Source organism: Phenylobacterium sp. Root700, assembly GCF_001429025.1.
Taxonomy (GTDB): Bacteria; Pseudomonadota; Alphaproteobacteria; order Caulobacterales; family Caulobacteraceae; genus Phenylobacterium.
This window is the reverse complement of the sequence record NZ_LMHT01000035.1, coordinates 66,159-82,966: the sequence shown is the minus strand read 5'-3', so window position 1 is coordinate 82,966 and position 16,808 is coordinate 66,159. Positions and strand designations below refer to the sequence as shown.

Genomic DNA, 16,808 nt, shown 5'->3' with positions numbered 1-16,808 from the left:
CGTTTACTCCCATTGGTTCTCACCGATACGTCGGATGGCGTCGGCCAGGCGCGTCACGCCATGTACCTTCATGATCCCGGTGTCGAGATCCTGGGGACCGAGCACGCGATTGAAGCCAAGCTTGGCGGCTTCCTTCATGCGGGACTCCATGCGGCTGACCGGGCGAATGTCGCCCGACAGGCTGATCTCGCCGAACACCACGCAATCCTGGGGCAGGGCCTCGTCCAGCGCCGACGAGGCGAGGGCGGCGGCGGCGGCAAGGTCCGCGGCCGGCTCGCTGACCCGCAGGCCTCCGGCCACGTTCAGATAGACATCGCGGTTGCCCAGCGAAAGGCCGCAACGGGATTCCAGCACCGCCAGCACCATGGCCAGCCGGCCGGAGTCCCAGCCGACGACGGCGCGGCGCGGGGTGCCGTAGGCCGAGGGCGCGACCAGGGCCTGGAACTCCACCAGCACCGGCCGCGAACCCTCGATGCCGGCGAACACCGCCGCGCCGGCCGCCCGCTCGCCCGAGGTGTCGAGGAACAGGGCCGAGGGGTTCTTCACCTCGCCAAGCCCCGCGTCGCCCATCTCGAACACCCCGATCTCGTCGGTGGCGCCGAAGCGGTTCTTGACGCCGCGCAGGATGCGGAAGGGATAGCCGCGCTCGCCCTCGAAGGAGAGCACGGCGTCGACCATGTGTTCGATGACCCGAGGACCGGCGATCGTGCCTTCCTTGGTCACGTGGCCGACCAGGATGACCGCCACGCCGTGCTTCTTGGCCAGGCGGACCAGTTCGCCGGTCGCCGCGCGCACCTGGGTGACCGAGCCAGGCGCGGCCTCGTGGGCGTCGCTCCACATGGTCTGGATGGAGTCGATGACGACGAGGTCGAACTTCTCGCGCTTCAGGCTCTCGAGGATGTCGCGGAGCGAGGTCTCGGTCGCCAATCGGACCGGGGCGTCGGCTAGGCCCATTCGCTGGGCGCGGCCGCGGACCTGCTCGATGGCTTCCTCACCGGAGATATAGGCGCAGCGTACGCCGCGTCGGGCGGCGCTGGCGGCCACCTGCAACAGCAATGTCGACTTTCCGACGCCGGGATCACCGCCCAGCAGGAGCGCTGATCCCGGCACCACCCCGCCGCCGCAGACGCGGTCGAATTCGTCCACCCCGGTGGAGATCCGAGGCGGGGCGGGTGTCGATTCTTCCAGGCCCTGGAAGGCGAGGCCGCGCGAGCGGGCGCTGCGGCTCGGGGCCAGGGCGCCGGGCGGCCTGGTCTGGACCTCCTCGACGAGGGAGTTCCAGGCGTTGCAGGCGGGGCACTGCCCAGCCCACTTGGTCTGGGTGGCTCCGCAGGACTGACAGACATAGACGGCGCCGTCGCGGGCCATGCGTACTCTCTGATTCGCGTAAGCCGGCAGTCTAGCGGGGCGAACCGGCCGCGTCCGTCGCGGTGAAGTTGTTGCTCGTCGCATCGCATGGGATAGATTCACATGACGCGGTTATCGCGTTGGGCTTGTAAGGGCTGGAGGCGTCTATGAGCGCAGTTGAACCGGGGACCGCGTCGGCGGGTCTTGTTGAGCGAGTAAAATCCATTCTCCTGAGGCCGTCGGCGACGTGGGACGTCATCGACGTGGAGCCCGCCACGATCAGCGGTCTCTATAAGGGATACGTCATTCCCCTGGCGCTGATCCCGGCCGTAGCCGGTCTGATCGGGGCCATCGTGTTCGGCTTCGGCGCCTTCGGGATCAGCTTCAAGCCCCCGATCCTCAGCGCGGTGCTCGGCTCCGTGGTCGGCTTCGGCGCGACTCTGCTGGGGGTCTACGTCCTGGCCCTGATCATAGACGGCCTGGCCCCGACCTTCGGCGGCGAGAAGAACCGGATCCAGGCCTTCAAGGTCGCGGCCTACGCCGGCACCGCCAGCTGGGTGGCCGGGGTGTTCGAGATCTACCCGCCCCTGGGGATTCTCGCCTTGCTCGGACTCTACAGCCTGTTCCTGCTCTACAAAGGCCTACCCCGGTTGATGAAGACGCCGGAGGACAAGGCGATGCCCTACACCATCGTGGTCATCATCGCGGCCATTGTGCTCGGGATCGTCGCCGGCGCGATCGTCAGCCCGATCATGCGGCTGGGCATGGGCTCGGGCATGATGGCCGGGGCGCCAGCGGCTGGAACCGTCGCCGTGGGCGGCAAGTCCATCGATCTGGCCAAGCTCGAAGCCGCCTCCAAGAAGATGGAGGCCGCGGCCAAGCAGATCGAGAGCGGCGAGGGGCCTGCGCCGACCAACCCTGACGTCCTGAAGGGCTATCTGCCCGACAGCGTCGCCGGCTATTCCCGGACCGAGGTGACGACGGGGTCTGGCGGCGCGGCCGGCATGTCCGGCTCGCAGGCCGAGGGAACCTACGCCAGGGGCGATTCGCGCCTGCAGCTCAGCGTCACCGACCTGGGGGCCGCCGGCGCCCTGGCCGGGATGGCCAGCGCCTTCGGCGTGCAGTCCTCCAGCGAGAGCGAGGGGAAGTACGAGAAGATCGGCAAGGTCGACGGCCGCATGACCCAGGAGTCCTACGACAAGACCTCCAAGCATGGGGAATACAGCGTGCTGATCGGGGATCGCTTCATGGTCGCGGCCAAGGGCGACGGCGTCAGCATGGACGAACTCAAGGCGGCGGCGGCGGCGGTGGGACCGGCGCGGCTCGAGGCGCTGGCCAAGGCCGGCTAGACTTCTCCGAGATAGATCCGTTCGGCCCGGCCGCTGAGGCGCACGAGACATTCGTGCGCCACGGTGCCCGCGGCCGTGGCGATCTCGTCCAGCAGGACGTTGGGACCGAGCAGCTCCACCCAGTCGCCGATCCGGGCGGGGGCGTCGCCGATCTCCAGTGCGATCAGGTCCATGGTGACGATAATCACCGGCCGTCGCGCGCCGGCCAGCCAGCCGTAGCCCTTGCCCTTCGAGGCGCGGATGACGCCGTCGGCGTAGCCTGCGCCGACGATGGCGATCCGGGTCGGTTTTTCGATCCTGGTGTTCGAGCCGTAGCCGATCAGCTCGCCCGGCTCGACGTTGCGGATGTAGAGGATCGGGGCCTCAAGCTTAGCCACCGCCCGTAGTCGCGGGTCGGGCCGTTCCTCGGGGCCGCCGCCATAGAGGCTGATACCCGGCCGAATGATGTCGTTGCGATAGTCGGGGCCGAGCATGATCCCGGCCGAGGCGGCGAAGGAGGCGCGCGCTTGCGGGAACAGTCGCCGGACCTGGGCGAACCGCTCTCGCTGGAGCGTGTTGCGCGGGTCGGCCGGATCGGTCGCCGAGCCCAGGTGGCTCATGATCACGCAGACCTGCAGGCCGCGAAGCCGGTCGCCGGACTGGGCCACGGCCTGGGTCTCGGCCAGGGTCAGGCCCTGGCGGTTCATGCCGGTGTCGACCTGGAGGGCGACCGCCAGCGGCTGACCGGACGCCGCGGCGAAGGTGGTCGCGGCCTCGATCTGCGGCAGGCTGGAGAGCACGGGCGTCAGGCGGGCCGCCGCCAGGCGCGCGCCGGACCCCGCCAGAAAACCGTCGAGGACATAGATGGTCGCCGGGTGATCGGCGCCGAGCGCGGCGCGCAGCGCTTCGCCCTCCGACAGGCGCGCGACGAAGAAGCCGCGCGCGCCTTCCGCCCAAAGCCGGCGGGCCAGGGGCGCGGCGCCCAGGCCATAGCCGTCGGCCTTGATCACCGGAGCAGCCTCGGCGCCGGGCGCCTCGGCCCGCAGGACCGCGAAATTGTGCGCCAGCGCGTCGAGGTCGATGGTCAGGCGCGCGGAGGTGGGGTGAGACATCGTCGGTCCCCTTAGCCGAGGCCGCGTCGCGGCGCGACGCCTTACTCTTCGGGAGCGAAGAACTGGCTGTGCGCCAGGTTGCCGAACTTGGTGATGTCCTCGTTGAAGGACAGCCGCACGGTGCCGATGGGACCGTGACGCTGCTTGGCGATGATGACGTCGGCGGTGCCGCGCACCTTGTCCATGTCTTCCTGCCAGGTCAGGTGTTCTGGCGTGCCCTCGCGCGGTTCGGACCGGCCGAGATAGTAGCTCTCGCGGTAGATGAACATGACCATGTCGGCGTCCTGTTCGATCGAGCCGGATTCCCGAAGGTCGGAAAGCTGGGGCCGCTTGTCCTCGCGGTTTTCCACCTGACGGGAGAGCTGGGACAGCGCGATGACCGGAACCGAGAGTTCCTTGGCCAGGGCCTTCATCGACTGGGTGATCATCGAGACTTCCTGCACCCGGTTGTCGCTCTTGCCCTCGCCGCCGGTGACCAGCTGCAGGTAGTCGATGACGATCAGGTCCAGGCCGTGGGTCCGCTTCAGTCGGCGCGCACGGGCGGTCAGCTTGGCGATGGTGATGCCGCCGGTGGCGTCGATGAACAGCGGCGCGTCCTGGATCTCCAGGGCCGCGTCACGCAGCCGCCCGAACTCGAGCGCGTCGATCTCGCCCTTACGCAGTCGGTCGCCGGAGACGCCGGACACTTCGGCCAGGAGGCGCATGGCCAGCTGCTCGGCCGACATTTCCAGCGAGAAGAAGGCCACGACGCCGCCGGAGACGGTCTTCTTGGTTCCGTCCGGCTGGGGCTCCCAGGCGTAGTTGCGGGCGACGTCGAAGGCCACGTTACAGGCCAGCGAGGTCTTACCCATCGAGGGGCGCGCAGCCAGGATCAGCAAGTCGGACGGATGGAGGCCGCCCATCTTGCGGTCCAGGTCGAGCAGGCCGGTGGAGATGCCGGCCAGCCCGCCGTCACGGGCGTGAGCTTCGGCGGCCATGGTCACCGCGCCGTGCAAGGCGTCAGCGAAGGGTACGAAGCCCTGATTGGTGCCGCCGGCTTCAGCCAGGGTGAAGAGCTGGGCTTCGGCCGCTTCGATCTGGTCTCGGGCCGAACGCTCGGCGTCGCCCTGGGCTGCCTGTTGGGCGATCTCGCCGCCGATGCGGATCAGGTCGCGGCGCAGGGCCAGGTCGTAGACCGCGCGGGAATAGTCCGGCGCGTTGGCGGCGGGCGGCGCCCGGTCCACCAGGTCGGCCAGGTAGCGGATGCCGCCCAGTTCTTCGAAGGCGGCGTCGCGGTTGAACTGCTCGGCCAGCAGGATCGGCTCGGCCAGTTGGCCCTTCCGAACAGCGGTCTCGATCGACGAGTACAGCCGTTGGTGGAAGGGCTCGTAGAAGTGGCGGGCGTGCAGGAAGTCGCCGATCCGTTCGAACGCGGCGTTGTCGTAGAGCAGGGCGCCCAGCAGGGCCTGCTCGGCCTCGATGTTGGCCGGGGCGTGCGGGATCGCGACGTCGTTCTGAGCGGGGCGGAGATCTAGGGCGGGCACGATGGACATGGTCATTAACGACTAGCCGAACGCGCGCCGGGGCGCCCTGCGGCGATGTGGTGACTCACAGGTTTTCGACCGCCTGTGGACAGTCCTGAAAGTGAAACGGCGCGGAACCGTAGCTCCGCGCCGCGTCATATTCGGTCGTAGGTCTAGCTTACCACTTGTAAGCGAGGCGGCCGTAGACGAACCGGCCGCCGAACCCGAACGGCGAGAACGACGAGAACGGCGCGGCCGAGGTCGTGTTCTGCGACGGGATGATCTGGCGCGGATAGACGTCGAAGACGTTGTCGGCGCCAAGCGAGGCGGTCAGGCCGATCGGGAAGGTGTAGCGAACGTCCAGATCCACCAGGCCCCGCGCGCCGGTGCTGTTGTCGGCGCTGCCGTCGGCCAAGGTGCCCGGCGAGAGGACGTCGCCGTAGAAGGTGGTGCGCACGGTGGCGCCCCAGGCTTCACGGCTCCAGTCGCCTTGCAGGGTCAGCTTGTGCTTCGGGGTGCCGTCTTCGAAGCGCAGCCTCGCCTGGCGGGCGAACAGCGAGGTCGGGGTCGGCAAGGTGGTGGTGGTCGGGGTGCGCTTGACCTCCAGGTCGTTGTAGTTGCCCGCCGCGGTCAGGTCGAAGGTCCCGGCCTGCTCGTCGACGATGCGGTAGCGCGCCACCACGTCCACGCCGACCGTATCGGTGTCGACGCCGTTGATGAAGAAGCGCGCCGCCGTGGCGCCGTAAGGCGACAGCAGGTCGTAGATCACCCGGCCGTTGGTGCCGGGCGCGCCGGTCGGGCTGCCGGTCAGGGTCTCCGACAGGACGATCCGGTCCTTCACGTCGATCTTGTAGCCGTCGACGGTCAGTTCGAACGCGCCGCGACGGAAGACGAAGCCCAGGGCGTAGTTATCCGAGGTTTCGGCCTTAAGCGGCTTGGCGCCCAGCGCGCCGGCGACGTTGCTCGTGGCCGGATAGGTGCCGGTCTCGAACGGGACGTTGTTGATGTAGAGGATCGAGGTCGAGGTGAAGTACTGCTGCTGCAGGGCCGGGGCCCGGAAGCCGCTGGAGATGGCGCCGCGGATCGCGAACTCAGGCGTGAACTCGTAGCGGGCGGCCAGCTTGCCGGTCGTGGTGTCGCCGAAGTCCGAATAGTCCTCGTAGCGAACGGCGGCCGACAGGGTCAGGTTTTCGGTGACCTTGCCTTCTAGGTCGACATAGACGCCGACATTGTTGCGATCGACGTCGACTTCGTTGGAGGGCGTGAAGCCGGTGAAGCCGCGCGACCCGAAGGTCACCGCGGTGTTCGGACCACGGGCGTAGGAGGCGACCTCGCCCTGGTTGATCTTGTAGGTCTCCTGGCGAGCCTCAAGACCGAAGGCGACGTTCAACGGACCGGCGAGGCCGATCTCGAATTCACGGCTGAAGTCGGCGCCGAAGACGATCTGGTCGTAGGTCAGGCCGCCGGCCTGGAACGAGGTCGGCGAGGTCGGGCCATAGGACGGGTTGATGGTGTTCTGGACGCCGAAGTCGATGTCGTTCTTGCCGTAAACGACATTGATATCGGTCTTGAAGCCGGCGATCTCGCCGCGGATGCCCAGGCCGGCGCTGTTGTCCTCGGTGTCGGTCGTCAGATAGGGCAGGTAGCCGTTCGGATAGACCGACGGGATGTTCTGCTGGGCGTCGGTCGGCAGGCGATAGGTGGCGGCGCTGGAGGCGTCGCGGTGCTGATAGCCGTACCAGCCATAGAGCTCCCAGGTGTCGTTCAGGGACTTGCCGGCGTTGGCGTAGAAGGACAGGTCGTCGACGTCGGCGTCGCCGAACCGCGAGGTGATGCGGTTGGGGGTGACGCGCTTGTCGATGTCGCTGCGGTTGGTGTGTTCGCGCGAGCGGTATTCCGCCGACAGAGTCAGGAAGCCGTCACCCAGGAAGCTCAGGCCCTGCCATCCCGAGACAGTGGTCGTCGCGCCGTCGGTGATGTCCTTGCCGCCGCCGTAGTAGCCGTCGAAGCTGGTGACGGACGAGCCGTAGGTGACCGAAAGGCCGCCGCCGCTGGAGGCCTCGCGCAGGCGCAGGTTGATCACCCCGGCGATGGCGTCGGAGCCGTACTGCGCCGAGGCGCCGTCACGCAGGACCTCGATCCGGTCGACGGCGGTGGACGGAATGGCGTTCAGGTCGACGGAAGCCGAGCCCCGACCGACCGAACCATTGGTGTTCACGAGCGCCGTGGCGTGGCGGCGCGTGCCGTTGACCAGAACCAGGGTCTGATCGGGGCCTTGGCCGCGCAGGGTCGCCGGGCGGATGGCGTCGGTGCCGTCGGTGTTGGACGGGCGGGGGAAGGTGATTGACGGAACCGCGGTGGCGAGCGCCGTGGCCAGTTCCGTGGTGCCGCGCTGTTGCAGGGCCTCGGCCGTCACAACATCGACGGGCGCCAGGGTCTCAAGGCGCGAGCGGCCGACGGTGCGGGTGCCGGTGACGACCAGTTCCTCGACCTCGCCGCCCGGGGCGCTAGTCTGAGCAAATGACGCGCCAGCGGTAAGACTCGCTGCAGACGCTGCAGCGAGCAAAACTACGCGATACTTCATTGATTTTCCCCAATTATTGTCGCCGAACGAGGCGATGAGCCTTGGCCCTGCGGGAAACCTAGAAACAAAGCGGGACTAAAGAAATGACATGTTTGCAACAGCTTGTTTGAAAACATGCCGAAAACCTATGGCGCCCCCTCAACACCAAGTTTGGCGGGGGTGTCTACAAGTGAAGATAGAAAATCTGCGGTGGCCTGTCAGGGCTGCGCCACCCGCCCATGGCGCAGTTCGCAAGGCATGACCTGACGAACTGCGACTCTCGCGGTCGTTTGGCGGTGAGATCGTCGTAGTGGCCCTGGTCTTGGCCGCTACGGGACGAAGGCGGTCGGGGCGTAACCGGTGCTGGCCGCCATCCAGACCCCGGCGACGACGGCGGACACGACAATGGCCGCCAGCAACAGGGCCCAGATGTTGCCCAGGGCGTGCAGGCGCGGCGCCCTGAGGTGCGCGCCTTCCATGCGGTGGGGCATAGAGAAGTGCGGCCGTCCGACGTGCGGAAGATGAAGATTCGGGAGGTGTAGATTTGGCGTTCTCATGGCGACCTCGCTCAAGGCCCGGCAGAGGACGCGCTTAGACGCGAGCCGCGCCCGGCTTTTGTTGAACGGCCAGGCGAGCGTCCGGTTCCGACACCTGGCGGCCGTCGACGCGCGATGGTTCGACATCTTGGCGGTATTTCACCCTGAACCCTTCAAACGATGTGGAGCGCGTCCCATCTAAGTTGAGCCGGCCGTTATGACTTCCGGTGATTGGGCCGGTTGGAGCCCTTGGCATGTCGTCCTCCGACGTGCTTGTTCATGCGTCTGGTCTGAGACTGGGTCGCCTTTTGCGCCAGCTTCGCCCCAGGCGTCGAAGTGCGCCTTCAGGGCGTCGCATGCGGCGGGGGCAGGGCGCTCAGATCGCCATTCTTGCCTCAGTGTCGCTGCACGCCTTGCTTGGCGTCTCTCTGTGGAAGGCCAAGTTCGAGCCGCGATATCGGGAATATCTCGAACAGATCACGGATGTTGAGCTGATCAAGCCCACGCCGCCGCCGCCCCCACCTCCTCCTCCACCGCCGCCCCCGCCAAATACGCCGCCGCCACCCCCGCCAAAGCTGCAGCCACGGCCGCCGGCCGCCGTTGTGGACCTGCCTCCGGCCATCCCGCCCTTGCCGATCCCGCCGGTCGAGCGTCGCGTCGAGGAGGTCCAGCCGCCGCGGGCCGTGGAGCCGCCGCCCCCTGCGCCAGCGCCGCCCGAGCCGCCGCGAGCGGCGGTGATCCAGAACCCTGATTGGCTGCGCCGTCCCAGCGGGGAGGATATCGCCCGCTATTACCCCGATCGCGCCCTGCGCATGGGGGTGGAGGGCCGCGCGACGTTGAGTTGCACGGTGACGACCAACGGCGGTCTGGAGGGATGCGGGGTGGTGGGCGAGAGCCCGGAGGATCAGGACTTCGGCGCGGCGGCCCTACGCATGAGCCGGTTGTTCAAGATGCGGCCGATGACGCGCGATGGGGCGCCGGTGTCCGGCGGGACCGTCAGGATCCCGATCCGCTTCGTGCTGCCCAGGGGCTGAGGCACGAAAAACGGCGCGGACCAGAGGTCCGCGCCGTTCTCGAAGTCTTGGAGAGGACTAGGTCGTTTAGCGGTCGGCGCCGAAGTCGACTTCGTGCGAACCGGCTCCACCGGCCACCATGTCGGCGGCGGCTTCTTCGTCCGCGAGACGATCTTCCTCGTATTGCGAGGTGATCACGTTCTCACCACGGGCTTGGCGCTCGGCCTCGTCCTGGCTGCGGGCGATATTGATGTTGATCGTGGCCAGGACCTCGGCGTGGAGGCGAACCTTCACGGGGTGGACGCCCAGGGTCTTCAACGGCTTGTCGAGCACGACCATGGAGCGGTCGAGCTTGCCACCGGCGCCGTTGACGATGTCGGCGACGTCGCGACCCGAGACCGAACCGTAAAGCTGACCGGTTTCGCCAGCCTGACGGATCAGGATGTACGAAGTGCCGTCCAGGTTGTCGCCGGCTTTCGCGGCGGCTTCCTTGGCCTTCAGGTTGCGGGCTTCGATGTCGGCGCGTTGGCCTTCAAAGATCTTCAGGTTGGCGCTGTTGGCGCGCAGAGCCTTGTGACGAGGCAGGAGGAAGTTACGGGCGTAGCCGTCCTTCACCGTGACCACGTCGCCGAGGCCGCCACGGCCTTCGACTCGTTCGAGCAGAATGACTTTCATGTGCCTGGCTCCCTACTTCACGACGTAGGGCAGGAGGGCGAGGAAGCGAGCGCGCTTGATGGCCTTGGCCAGTTCGCGTTGCTTCTTGGCCGACACCGCGGTGATGCGCGAAGGAACGATTTTGCCACGCTCGGAAACGTAACGCTGCAGCAGCTTCACGTCCTTGTAGTCGATCTTCGGGGCGTTGGCGCCGGAGAACGGGCAAACCTTGCGGCGGCGGAAGAACGGGCGGCGAGCGCCGCCAGCAGCGGCGGCCGCGGGGGCCGAAGCGGTTTCGTCAGACATTAGAAGCCACCTTCCTTCGGAGCAAAGCCACCACCTTCTTTGGCGCCGAAGTCGTCGCGGCGCGGCTCACGCTCGCGTTCACGATCGCGACGGGCCAGAACCGGCGAGAGTTCCAGGTCGAGTTCCTCGACGCGGACGGTCAGGGTGCGCAGAACGTCTTCGTTCAGGCCCAGCTGACGTTCCATTTCCTTCACGGCCGCCGGCGGGGCGTCGAGCGCGAGAAGGGAGTAATGGCCCTTGCGGTTCTTCTTGATGCGGTAGGTGAGGTTACGAAGACCCCAGTACTCGATCTTGGCGACGGTGCCGCCGCCTTCTTCGATCAGAGCCTTGATCTGGTCGTTCAGGGCTTCAGCCTGTTGCGGCGAAATATCCTGCCGCGAAATAACAACGTGCTCGTAGAGCGCCATTTTTTCCTTTTCCCATTTGGATGGCGGCGCGTCCTGCGGAGGGTGACCGCTGGAAACGATGGATCTCAGGCGCGGCGGCCGGGAGTTTCCCGACCCTTTCGCGTTCCGGCTTGAGACCGCCATCCGTGAAGAGGCGCGCTAATACGGGAAAAGTCGTTCTAGAGCAAGGCTTGTCAGCCGCGCGGCCCCCTCCGGCCGAATGTGGAGGGGGCGGCGGGGGCCTTACTTCTTCGGGTGGCTGGCCTTCCAGGCCTTCACGGCGGTCATCGTCTCGGTGACGTGGTCGTTGGCCTTCATGTCCGAATAGGCGTGGATCACCTGGCCGGTGGGCGAGATCACATAGGACGTGCGGCTCGACCAGCCCGGGCGGACGGCCAGGGTGGCGTCATAGCTGGCGGCGATCTTGGCGCTGGGATCGGCGGCGACCGGGAACTTGCCCGAGCACTTCTCGGTGTCGGCCGAGAACGAGGCCAGCTTGTCGAGATTGCCCGAGGTCACGCCGATGACAGTCGCGCCTTGCTTCTTGAACTCGTCGGTGGCCTCGGCGAACAGCCGGGCCTCCAGATTGCAGCCTGCGGTTTCGGCGGCGGGGAAGAAATAGAGGACGACCGGACCCTTCTTACGCGCCTCGGCCATCGAGAAGGTGATCGGCTTGCCGGCCTGATAGCCCTGGGCCGTGAAGTCGGGGGCCTTGGCGCCTTCCTTCAGGGCCGCGAAGGCGGGGGTGGCGGCCAGGGTGGCGAGAGCGGCGGCGAGGGCGAGACGGCGCATGCGAGATTCCTCCAGGTTGCGAAGATTATACGGAGCGGCCGCGGCTTTGTCTTCGCGACCTTCGGCATTTGCGCGGGGGGTGGCCTGACCCTCGGAATAGGCTAGAGAGCCTGCTCCTGGTTTCGGCGCGGATCACCTCCATGGACAAGACGGCCCTCGAGCGGCACGCCCATCGCGTTCTGCGTGACGCGATCATTCCCGAATTGCCGAACGCCTATTTCGGCAAGGTGCGCGACAACTACGACCTGCCCGATGGCCGGCGCATCATCATCGCCAGCGACCGGATCAGCGCTTTCGACCGGATCCTGGCGGCCATTCCCTTCAAGGGCGAGGTCCTGACCCAGACCGCGCGGTTCTGGTTCGAGAAGACCGCCGACATCTGCCCCAACCACGTCCTCAGCTATCCCGACCCCAATGTGGTGATCGGCCGCCGGCTGGACATCCTGCCGGTCGAGATCGTCGTGCGAGACTATCTGGCCGGAACCACGGGCACCTCGATCCTGACGCTCTACAAGCAGGGTCAGCGGGAGATGTACGGCCACACCCTGCCTGACGGCCTGGCCGACAATCAGAAGCTGCCTGCGCCGATCATCACCCCGACCTCCAAGGCCTTCGACGGCGGCCACGATGAGCCGCTGACCCCCGCGCAGATCGTGGAGCAGGGTCTGCTGACCGCCGAGCAGTGGGAGACCCTGTCGACCTATGCGCTGGCCCTGTTCGCGCGTGGACAAGCGATCGCCGCCGAGCGCGGCCTGATCCTGGTCGACACCAAGTACGAGTTCGGGACCGACGCCGACGGCCAGATCATCCTGGCCGACGAGATCCACACGCCGGATTCCAGCCGCTACTGGTTCGCCCAGAGCTATCCTGAGCGGTTCGCCGCCGGGAAGCGGCCCGAGAGCTTCGACAAGGACTTCGTGCGCGCCTGGGTGGCCGAGCGCTGCGACCCCTACAACGACCCGATCCCGGAGATTCCCGCCGAAATGCTGGTGGAGACGGCGGCGGTCTACATCCAGGCCTTCGAGACCATCACCGGCCAGACCTTCGAGATCGACGAGAGCGACGAACCCGTCCTGGAACGGATCCGCCGCAATCTCGCGCAGTTCTTCTAGAACGTCTTACGCAGGCTGACCCCGATCGTGCGCGGCTGGTTGGTCTGGTAGCCGTAGCGGGCCCGCAGGCCGCGTTCCCGGTCGATGGAGAGACGGGCGCGTTCGTCGGTCAGGTTCTGGATGAAGGCGGCGACCTCAAAGCCGCTGCCGCCGCGCAGGCCGACCCGCAGATTGACCACCTGATAGTCCGGCAGCTCCAACGGGAAGCTGAGCGTCGAGACGGTCGGCGACCCCGTGTTGAACAGGGTGACGCGTCGGGGGTTGTCCTCCTGGTCGGAGACCTGGGTGAAGCGATCGCCGACATACTGCCAGGTGACATTGCCGAACGGGGTCCAGCCGCCATCCCATTGGTCGCCGGCGTAGTTCAGGCTGAAGGCCGCCTGGACCTTCGGAACCGTGGGCAGGCGGTTGCCGTCACGCAGGCCCTGGATAGGCGCGCCGGTGACGTCCTTGACGCTCGAGGTGAGCTTGGCGTCGTTGTACGAGGCCGAGGCCGCGATATCGAAGTTTTCGTTCAAGCGATAGGAGAACTCGGCCTCGACCCCTGCTGACTTCGCCTTGGGCACGTTGACGATGACGCGCGAGGAGCAGCTGCCGGCGTCGATGGTCGCCTGCAGGTTCTCGATGTCTGAGTAGAAGGCCGCGAAGGTCAGGGCGCCGCGCCGTTCGGCGAACTCGGCCTTCATGCCGGCCTCGTAGTTCCACACCGTTTCGTTGTCGAAGCTGGGCGTGGATAGGGCGCTGAAGGTGGCGAAGTCGGCCGCCGTGCAGAGCGGGCGGTTGAGCGGATCGTTGATGCCGCCCAGCCGGAAGCCCCTCGAGGCCTGGGCGTTCACGGTGATGTCGTCGGTGGCCTTGTAGGCGACGATGACCCGCGGGGCGAAGTCGTCGGCCTTGGTCTTCCCGGGCACGGCGATGGTCCGCTCGGCGAAGATGCCGTCGAAGGTTAGCTCGCGGTTCTCCTTGTACTTCGACCACCGCAGCCCGGCGGTGACGTCGAGCCGCTCGTTCACCGACCAGGTGCCTTCGCCGAACAAGGCGTACTGGGTCTGGTCGTAGGGGACGACGGAGTAGTAGAGCGCGTCGACCGGCGCGGCCGGACCGCGGGTCGGGATGCCGGTGAGGGCCTCGAAGCCGCGAACATCCAGAACCTGCGAATAGTCGCGTTTCACGTCGCTGTAGAACGCCCCGATCACCCAGGCGAACGGGCCTTCGTCGGTGTTGGCCAGGCGGACTTCCTGGGTGAACGACTTGACCTTGGTCTTGTCGTTCAGCGGCGCGTTCAGGGTGTAGACGTTCTCCGGCAGGCCGATGCTGCCCCCGGTGATCGACCCGGTCAGCGCGGTGGCGTCACGAACCACCAGGACGTCGCGATGCTGGTAGGTCGAGATCGACGTCAGGGCGAAGTCGCCAAAGTCGTACTGGATGTTCAGGTCGGCCAGCAGGAAGTCGTCTTTGAACTTCTCGGTGAGCTGGGTGAACTGCTGCAGATCGCCCAGTTCGACAGGCGGGCGGCTGGTCGTGTACGGATTGCCGAGAATGTTGAAGAGGTCGACGCGGTTGAAGCCGTCCACGTCGATGGTCTGGTACAGCACGCGCGGGGTGATGCTGAGGTTGTCGGTCGGCTGGTAACGCAGCGCCGCGCGGACGCCCAGGCGAACCCCTTTGTTGACGTCCTTGTCGACCTTGCCGCCCGGTTGAACGGCGTCGATGAAGCCGGGGAAGTCGGTGGCGTAGCCGACGACGCGCAGCGCGAGCGTGTCGGAGAGGGGTAGGTTGACCATCCCCTTCACCTCGCCGCCGAACTGGCCGCTCTTCACACGGCTGAGCGTGGTCTCGATCGCGCCTTCCTGACGCGCGGTGGTCGGCTGGTTGGTGATGTAGCGCACGGTGCCAGATAGCGACCCGGAACCGTAGAGCGTGCCTTGCGGCCCGCGCAGCACCTCGACGCGATTGAGGTCGAACAGTTCGATGTCCGGGGTGAACAGCGACAGCGAGATCACCGACTCATCGAGATAGACGCCGACCTGTTCCTTGACGCCCGGCTGGTCGCGAACGATCTGGCCGGCGGAGATGCCGCGGATGGCGACCTGGCTCTGGCCGGGGCCCAGATTCTGCACCGTGAAGTTGGCGATGTTACGCGAGAGTTCTTCGATATTGGTCGCGCCGCGCTCGCGCATCTTGGTTTCGCTGATGGCGTTGATTGAGAATGGTACGTCGATCAGCGCTTCGTCGCGCTTTCGCGCGGTGACGATAAGTTCTTCGACTTGGGACTGCGCCAGGGCCTGTCCGGCCGGCAGCGCCATGATGAGGGCGAGTAGACTCACTTGAGCCGCCGCCTGTTTGCGGTACGCCATGATTTCCTCCTCCATCCCCATTTGCTCGGCGAACTCTGGCGAGACGCGCGGCATGGGTGTTCTGGATCTGAGGAAATCCTGCGCCGGCGTAGGCTGTCCAGCGCCATTCTGGGCGCGAAAAGTGTAACAGCAACAACGATCTAGGCGTCTTTTATACGCTGCGTCCTGGCGTGACGCCTTATGGCTTCAGGCTTGGGGGCGGTTTCTTCTAGGCGTCAGGATCGCCGGGGCCCCTGTGGCGCCAATCGCACAGGGGCGACACCTTCGAAGTGTCAGGGCCGCTAGGTCGCGGTCTGGCCCAGGTCGAGCTTGCTGACGTCGACGCCGCCGGCCACGACCTTGACCTTCAGCAGGCGCATTTCGCCGCCCGTGAAGCTGAGGTCCTGAACCGGGATCTCGCCGTCACGTCGGATGTTGGAGGCGTCGCGCAGGGTGAGGCGAAGCGTCATGGCTTCGCGCTCGACACCGGCCGAAACCGCAGCCTCGATCTCGCCGCTGAACTTGGTCGCGAGGGAGCCGCGCGGCGGCACGGGGCGGCGAACGGTCTTGTCTGTGTTCGCGGATTTGTCGGGGTTCATCTTGGGGCTCCTGATGGATGAGCCGAACCACGGGACCCCCGCGCCTAGGCTTTGGGATTTCGGGTTTATGCGGGGGCGAAGAAGCCGTGTTCGCCGGTGACTCTGACTTGGCAGGGCCGGCCGGCGTCTTGCGCGGCGCGGGCGCGCTTATTGGCGGCGGCCTTGGCCTCTTCCTTATCGATGGTGTGGTCGAAATACTCGCCGCCGTGCTCGACGGCCCAGCGGCCGTCATGGCGCGCCACGGTGAAAATGGCCCGGTCGGCTGAGTCTCTTATGGCCATGCGGAATACTCCTTCTGTCCACGCCGCCGCGTCGTCGGGCGCGACGGCGGCAAGACCCCACGCCTTCGGGCGCGCGCTGACGCGCGACTCCTGGGGCGTCGAGGCGAATGGAGCTTGTCTATAGGTAATAGACGAAGAAGTCTGCGTATTTCGGCCGAACGCGGTCCGATTTCGTCGGTCGCGGCGAAATTTTCGACGGATTCAACACGCCAAATCGTCTCGAATTCACGTGTTGATCCGGTCGAAAAAATCCTGCCGTGAAGGGCTCTTCGATTTGGACGACCTCAGGGAAAACTGAAGTGAAGCTGTCGAAGATTTACCCGGTCAGCCTGTAATCAATTCGTCAGTTGTTCTTCGACCTGTCCAAGTCGCTCCTTGCCGAAGAATATCTCATCTCCGACGAAGAAGGTCGGGATGCCGAACGCGCCTCGCGCCGCCGCGGCCTCGGTGTTGGCCAGCAGTTCGCCCTTCACCTCGGGGTCCTGGGTGGCTTCCAGGATCGAGCGCGCGTCGAGGCCGGCCTCGGTCAGCACCTGGGCGACGACGGCGGGGTCATCCATCTTCAGGCCGCGCTCCCACATGCCGGCGAACACCGCATCGATGTAGTTCGTCTCGACGCCTTGTCGGCGAGCGGCGACCAGGCCGCGCATGATCAGCAGGGTGTTGATCGGGAAGTGGGGATTGAACCGATACTGGCTCACGCCATGCTTGGCGATGAAGCGCTGGGTCTCGAGCGCCTCGTAGGCCAGCTTCCCCTGGACGCCGCCAAAGGCCGTCATCGGCGCCTGGTTGCCGGTGATCTTGAAGAGCCCGCCCAGCAGGCAGGGCGTGATTTTGATCTGCGCGCCGGTGCGCTGGGCTATGGCCGGCAGGACGCAGTGGGCCAGATAGGCGTTCGGGCTGGCGAAATCGAAGATGAACTCGACGGTCTTTCCCATGGG

At 66.5% G+C, this 16,808-nt stretch carries 16 protein-coding genes; 3 read left to right on the top strand and 13 right to left on the bottom strand.

The window, feature by feature from the left end:
• Positions 1-3: 3 nt before the first annotated feature.
• Complete coding sequence (gene radA / locus ASE02_RS20115) at positions 4-1,368, bottom strand: DNA repair protein RadA (protein WP_056736777.1); 1,365 nt, start codon at positions 1,366-1,368, stop codon at positions 4-6.
• Positions 1,369-1,514: 146 nt separating this feature from the next.
• Between radA and ASE02_RS20110 the strand changes: the two genes are divergently transcribed.
• Positions 1,515-2,696 (top strand): Yip1 family protein, encoded by a 1,182-nt coding sequence (locus ASE02_RS20110; protein WP_056736775.1) that lies wholly within the window; start codon positions 1,515-1,517, stop codon positions 2,694-2,696.
• Here ASE02_RS20110 and alr read toward each other — a convergent pair.
• From alr to ASE02_RS22520, 4 genes are all read right to left on the bottom strand, one after another.
• Entirely contained in the window at positions 2,693-3,787 is a 1,095-nt protein-coding gene (gene alr, locus ASE02_RS20105) for an alanine racemase (RefSeq protein ID WP_056736773.1), read from the bottom strand. The genes ASE02_RS20110 and alr overlap by 4 nt on opposite strands.
• Positions 3,788-3,828: 41 nt before the next feature.
• Positions 3,829-5,325: a replicative DNA helicase gene (locus tag ASE02_RS20100; RefSeq protein WP_056736771.1), complete on the bottom strand. Its 1,497-nt coding sequence runs from the start codon at positions 5,323-5,325 to the stop codon at positions 3,829-3,831.
• Between the two features lie 142 nt (positions 5,326-5,467).
• Complete coding sequence (locus tag ASE02_RS20095) at positions 5,468-7,873, bottom strand: TonB-dependent siderophore receptor (protein WP_056736769.1); 2,406 nt, start codon at positions 7,871-7,873, stop codon at positions 5,468-5,470.
• A gap of 308 nt (positions 7,874-8,181) precedes the next feature.
• Positions 8,182-8,343 carry a hypothetical protein gene (locus tag ASE02_RS22520; protein ID WP_156406154.1) on the bottom strand — a complete coding sequence of 54 codons (162 nt, stop codon included), beginning with the start codon at positions 8,341-8,343 and terminating at the stop codon, positions 8,182-8,184.
• Between the two features lie 647 nt (positions 8,344-8,990).
• On the opposite strand from ASE02_RS22520, the gene ASE02_RS23415 reads away from it, so the two are divergent.
• Complete coding sequence (locus ASE02_RS23415) at positions 8,991-9,422, top strand: energy transducer TonB (protein WP_369818594.1); 432 nt, start codon at positions 8,991-8,993, stop codon at positions 9,420-9,422.
• Positions 9,423-9,488: 66 nt separating this feature from the next.
• Here ASE02_RS23415 and rplI read toward each other — a convergent pair whose 3' ends face one another.
• The 4 genes from rplI to ASE02_RS20065 all read right to left on the bottom strand — a co-directional run bounded on the left by rplI (position 9,489) and on the right by ASE02_RS20065 (position 11,539).
• Positions 9,489-10,076, bottom strand: a complete 588-nt coding sequence (gene rplI, locus ASE02_RS20080; protein WP_056736764.1) for a 50S ribosomal protein L9 — start codon at positions 10,074-10,076, stop codon at positions 9,489-9,491.
• A gap of 12 nt (positions 10,077-10,088) precedes the next feature.
• Positions 10,089-10,361: a 30S ribosomal protein S18 gene (gene rpsR, locus ASE02_RS20075; RefSeq protein WP_056736762.1), complete on the bottom strand. Its 273-nt coding sequence runs from the start codon at positions 10,359-10,361 to the stop codon at positions 10,089-10,091.
• Positions 10,361-10,768: a 30S ribosomal protein S6 gene (rpsF, locus tag ASE02_RS20070; protein ID WP_056736760.1), complete on the bottom strand. Its 408-nt coding sequence runs from the start codon at positions 10,766-10,768 to the stop codon at positions 10,361-10,363. Before rpsF ends, rpsR begins: the two co-directional genes overlap by 1 nt.
• Before the next feature lie 222 nt (positions 10,769-10,990).
• Positions 10,991-11,539, bottom strand: coding sequence for a peroxiredoxin (locus ASE02_RS20065; RefSeq protein ID WP_056736758.1), 549 nt, complete (start codon positions 11,537-11,539; stop codon positions 10,991-10,993).
• A gap of 140 nt (positions 11,540-11,679) precedes the next feature.
• On the opposite strand from ASE02_RS20065, the gene ASE02_RS20060 reads away from it, so the two are divergent.
• Positions 11,680-12,651 carry a phosphoribosylaminoimidazolesuccinocarboxamide synthase gene (locus ASE02_RS20060; protein ID WP_056736756.1) on the top strand — a complete coding sequence of 324 codons (972 nt, stop codon included), beginning with the start codon at positions 11,680-11,682 and terminating at the stop codon, positions 12,649-12,651.
• Here the strand turns inward: ASE02_RS20060 and ASE02_RS20055 are convergent.
• The 4 genes from ASE02_RS20055 to ASE02_RS20040 form a co-directional block, all read right to left on the bottom strand.
• Complete coding sequence (locus ASE02_RS20055; protein WP_235536773.1) at positions 12,648-15,008, bottom strand: TonB-dependent receptor; 2,361 nt, start codon at positions 15,006-15,008, stop codon at positions 12,648-12,650. The genes ASE02_RS20060 and ASE02_RS20055 overlap by 4 nt on opposite strands.
• A 281-nt stretch (positions 15,009-15,289) precedes the next feature.
• A complete protein-coding gene (locus ASE02_RS20050) occupies positions 15,290-15,586 on the bottom strand; it encodes a hypothetical protein (protein ID WP_056736754.1) in 297 nt (98 codons plus the stop codon).
• Between the two features lie 65 nt (positions 15,587-15,651).
• Positions 15,652-15,867, bottom strand: a complete 216-nt coding sequence (locus tag ASE02_RS20045; protein ID WP_056736752.1) for a DUF2188 domain-containing protein — start codon at positions 15,865-15,867, stop codon at positions 15,652-15,654.
• A 335-nt stretch (positions 15,868-16,202) separates the two neighbouring features.
• Positions 16,203-16,805, bottom strand: a complete 603-nt coding sequence (locus tag ASE02_RS20040; protein ID WP_056736750.1) for a 2-hydroxychromene-2-carboxylate isomerase — start codon at positions 16,803-16,805, stop codon at positions 16,203-16,205.
• Positions 16,806-16,808: the final 3 nt, after the last annotated feature.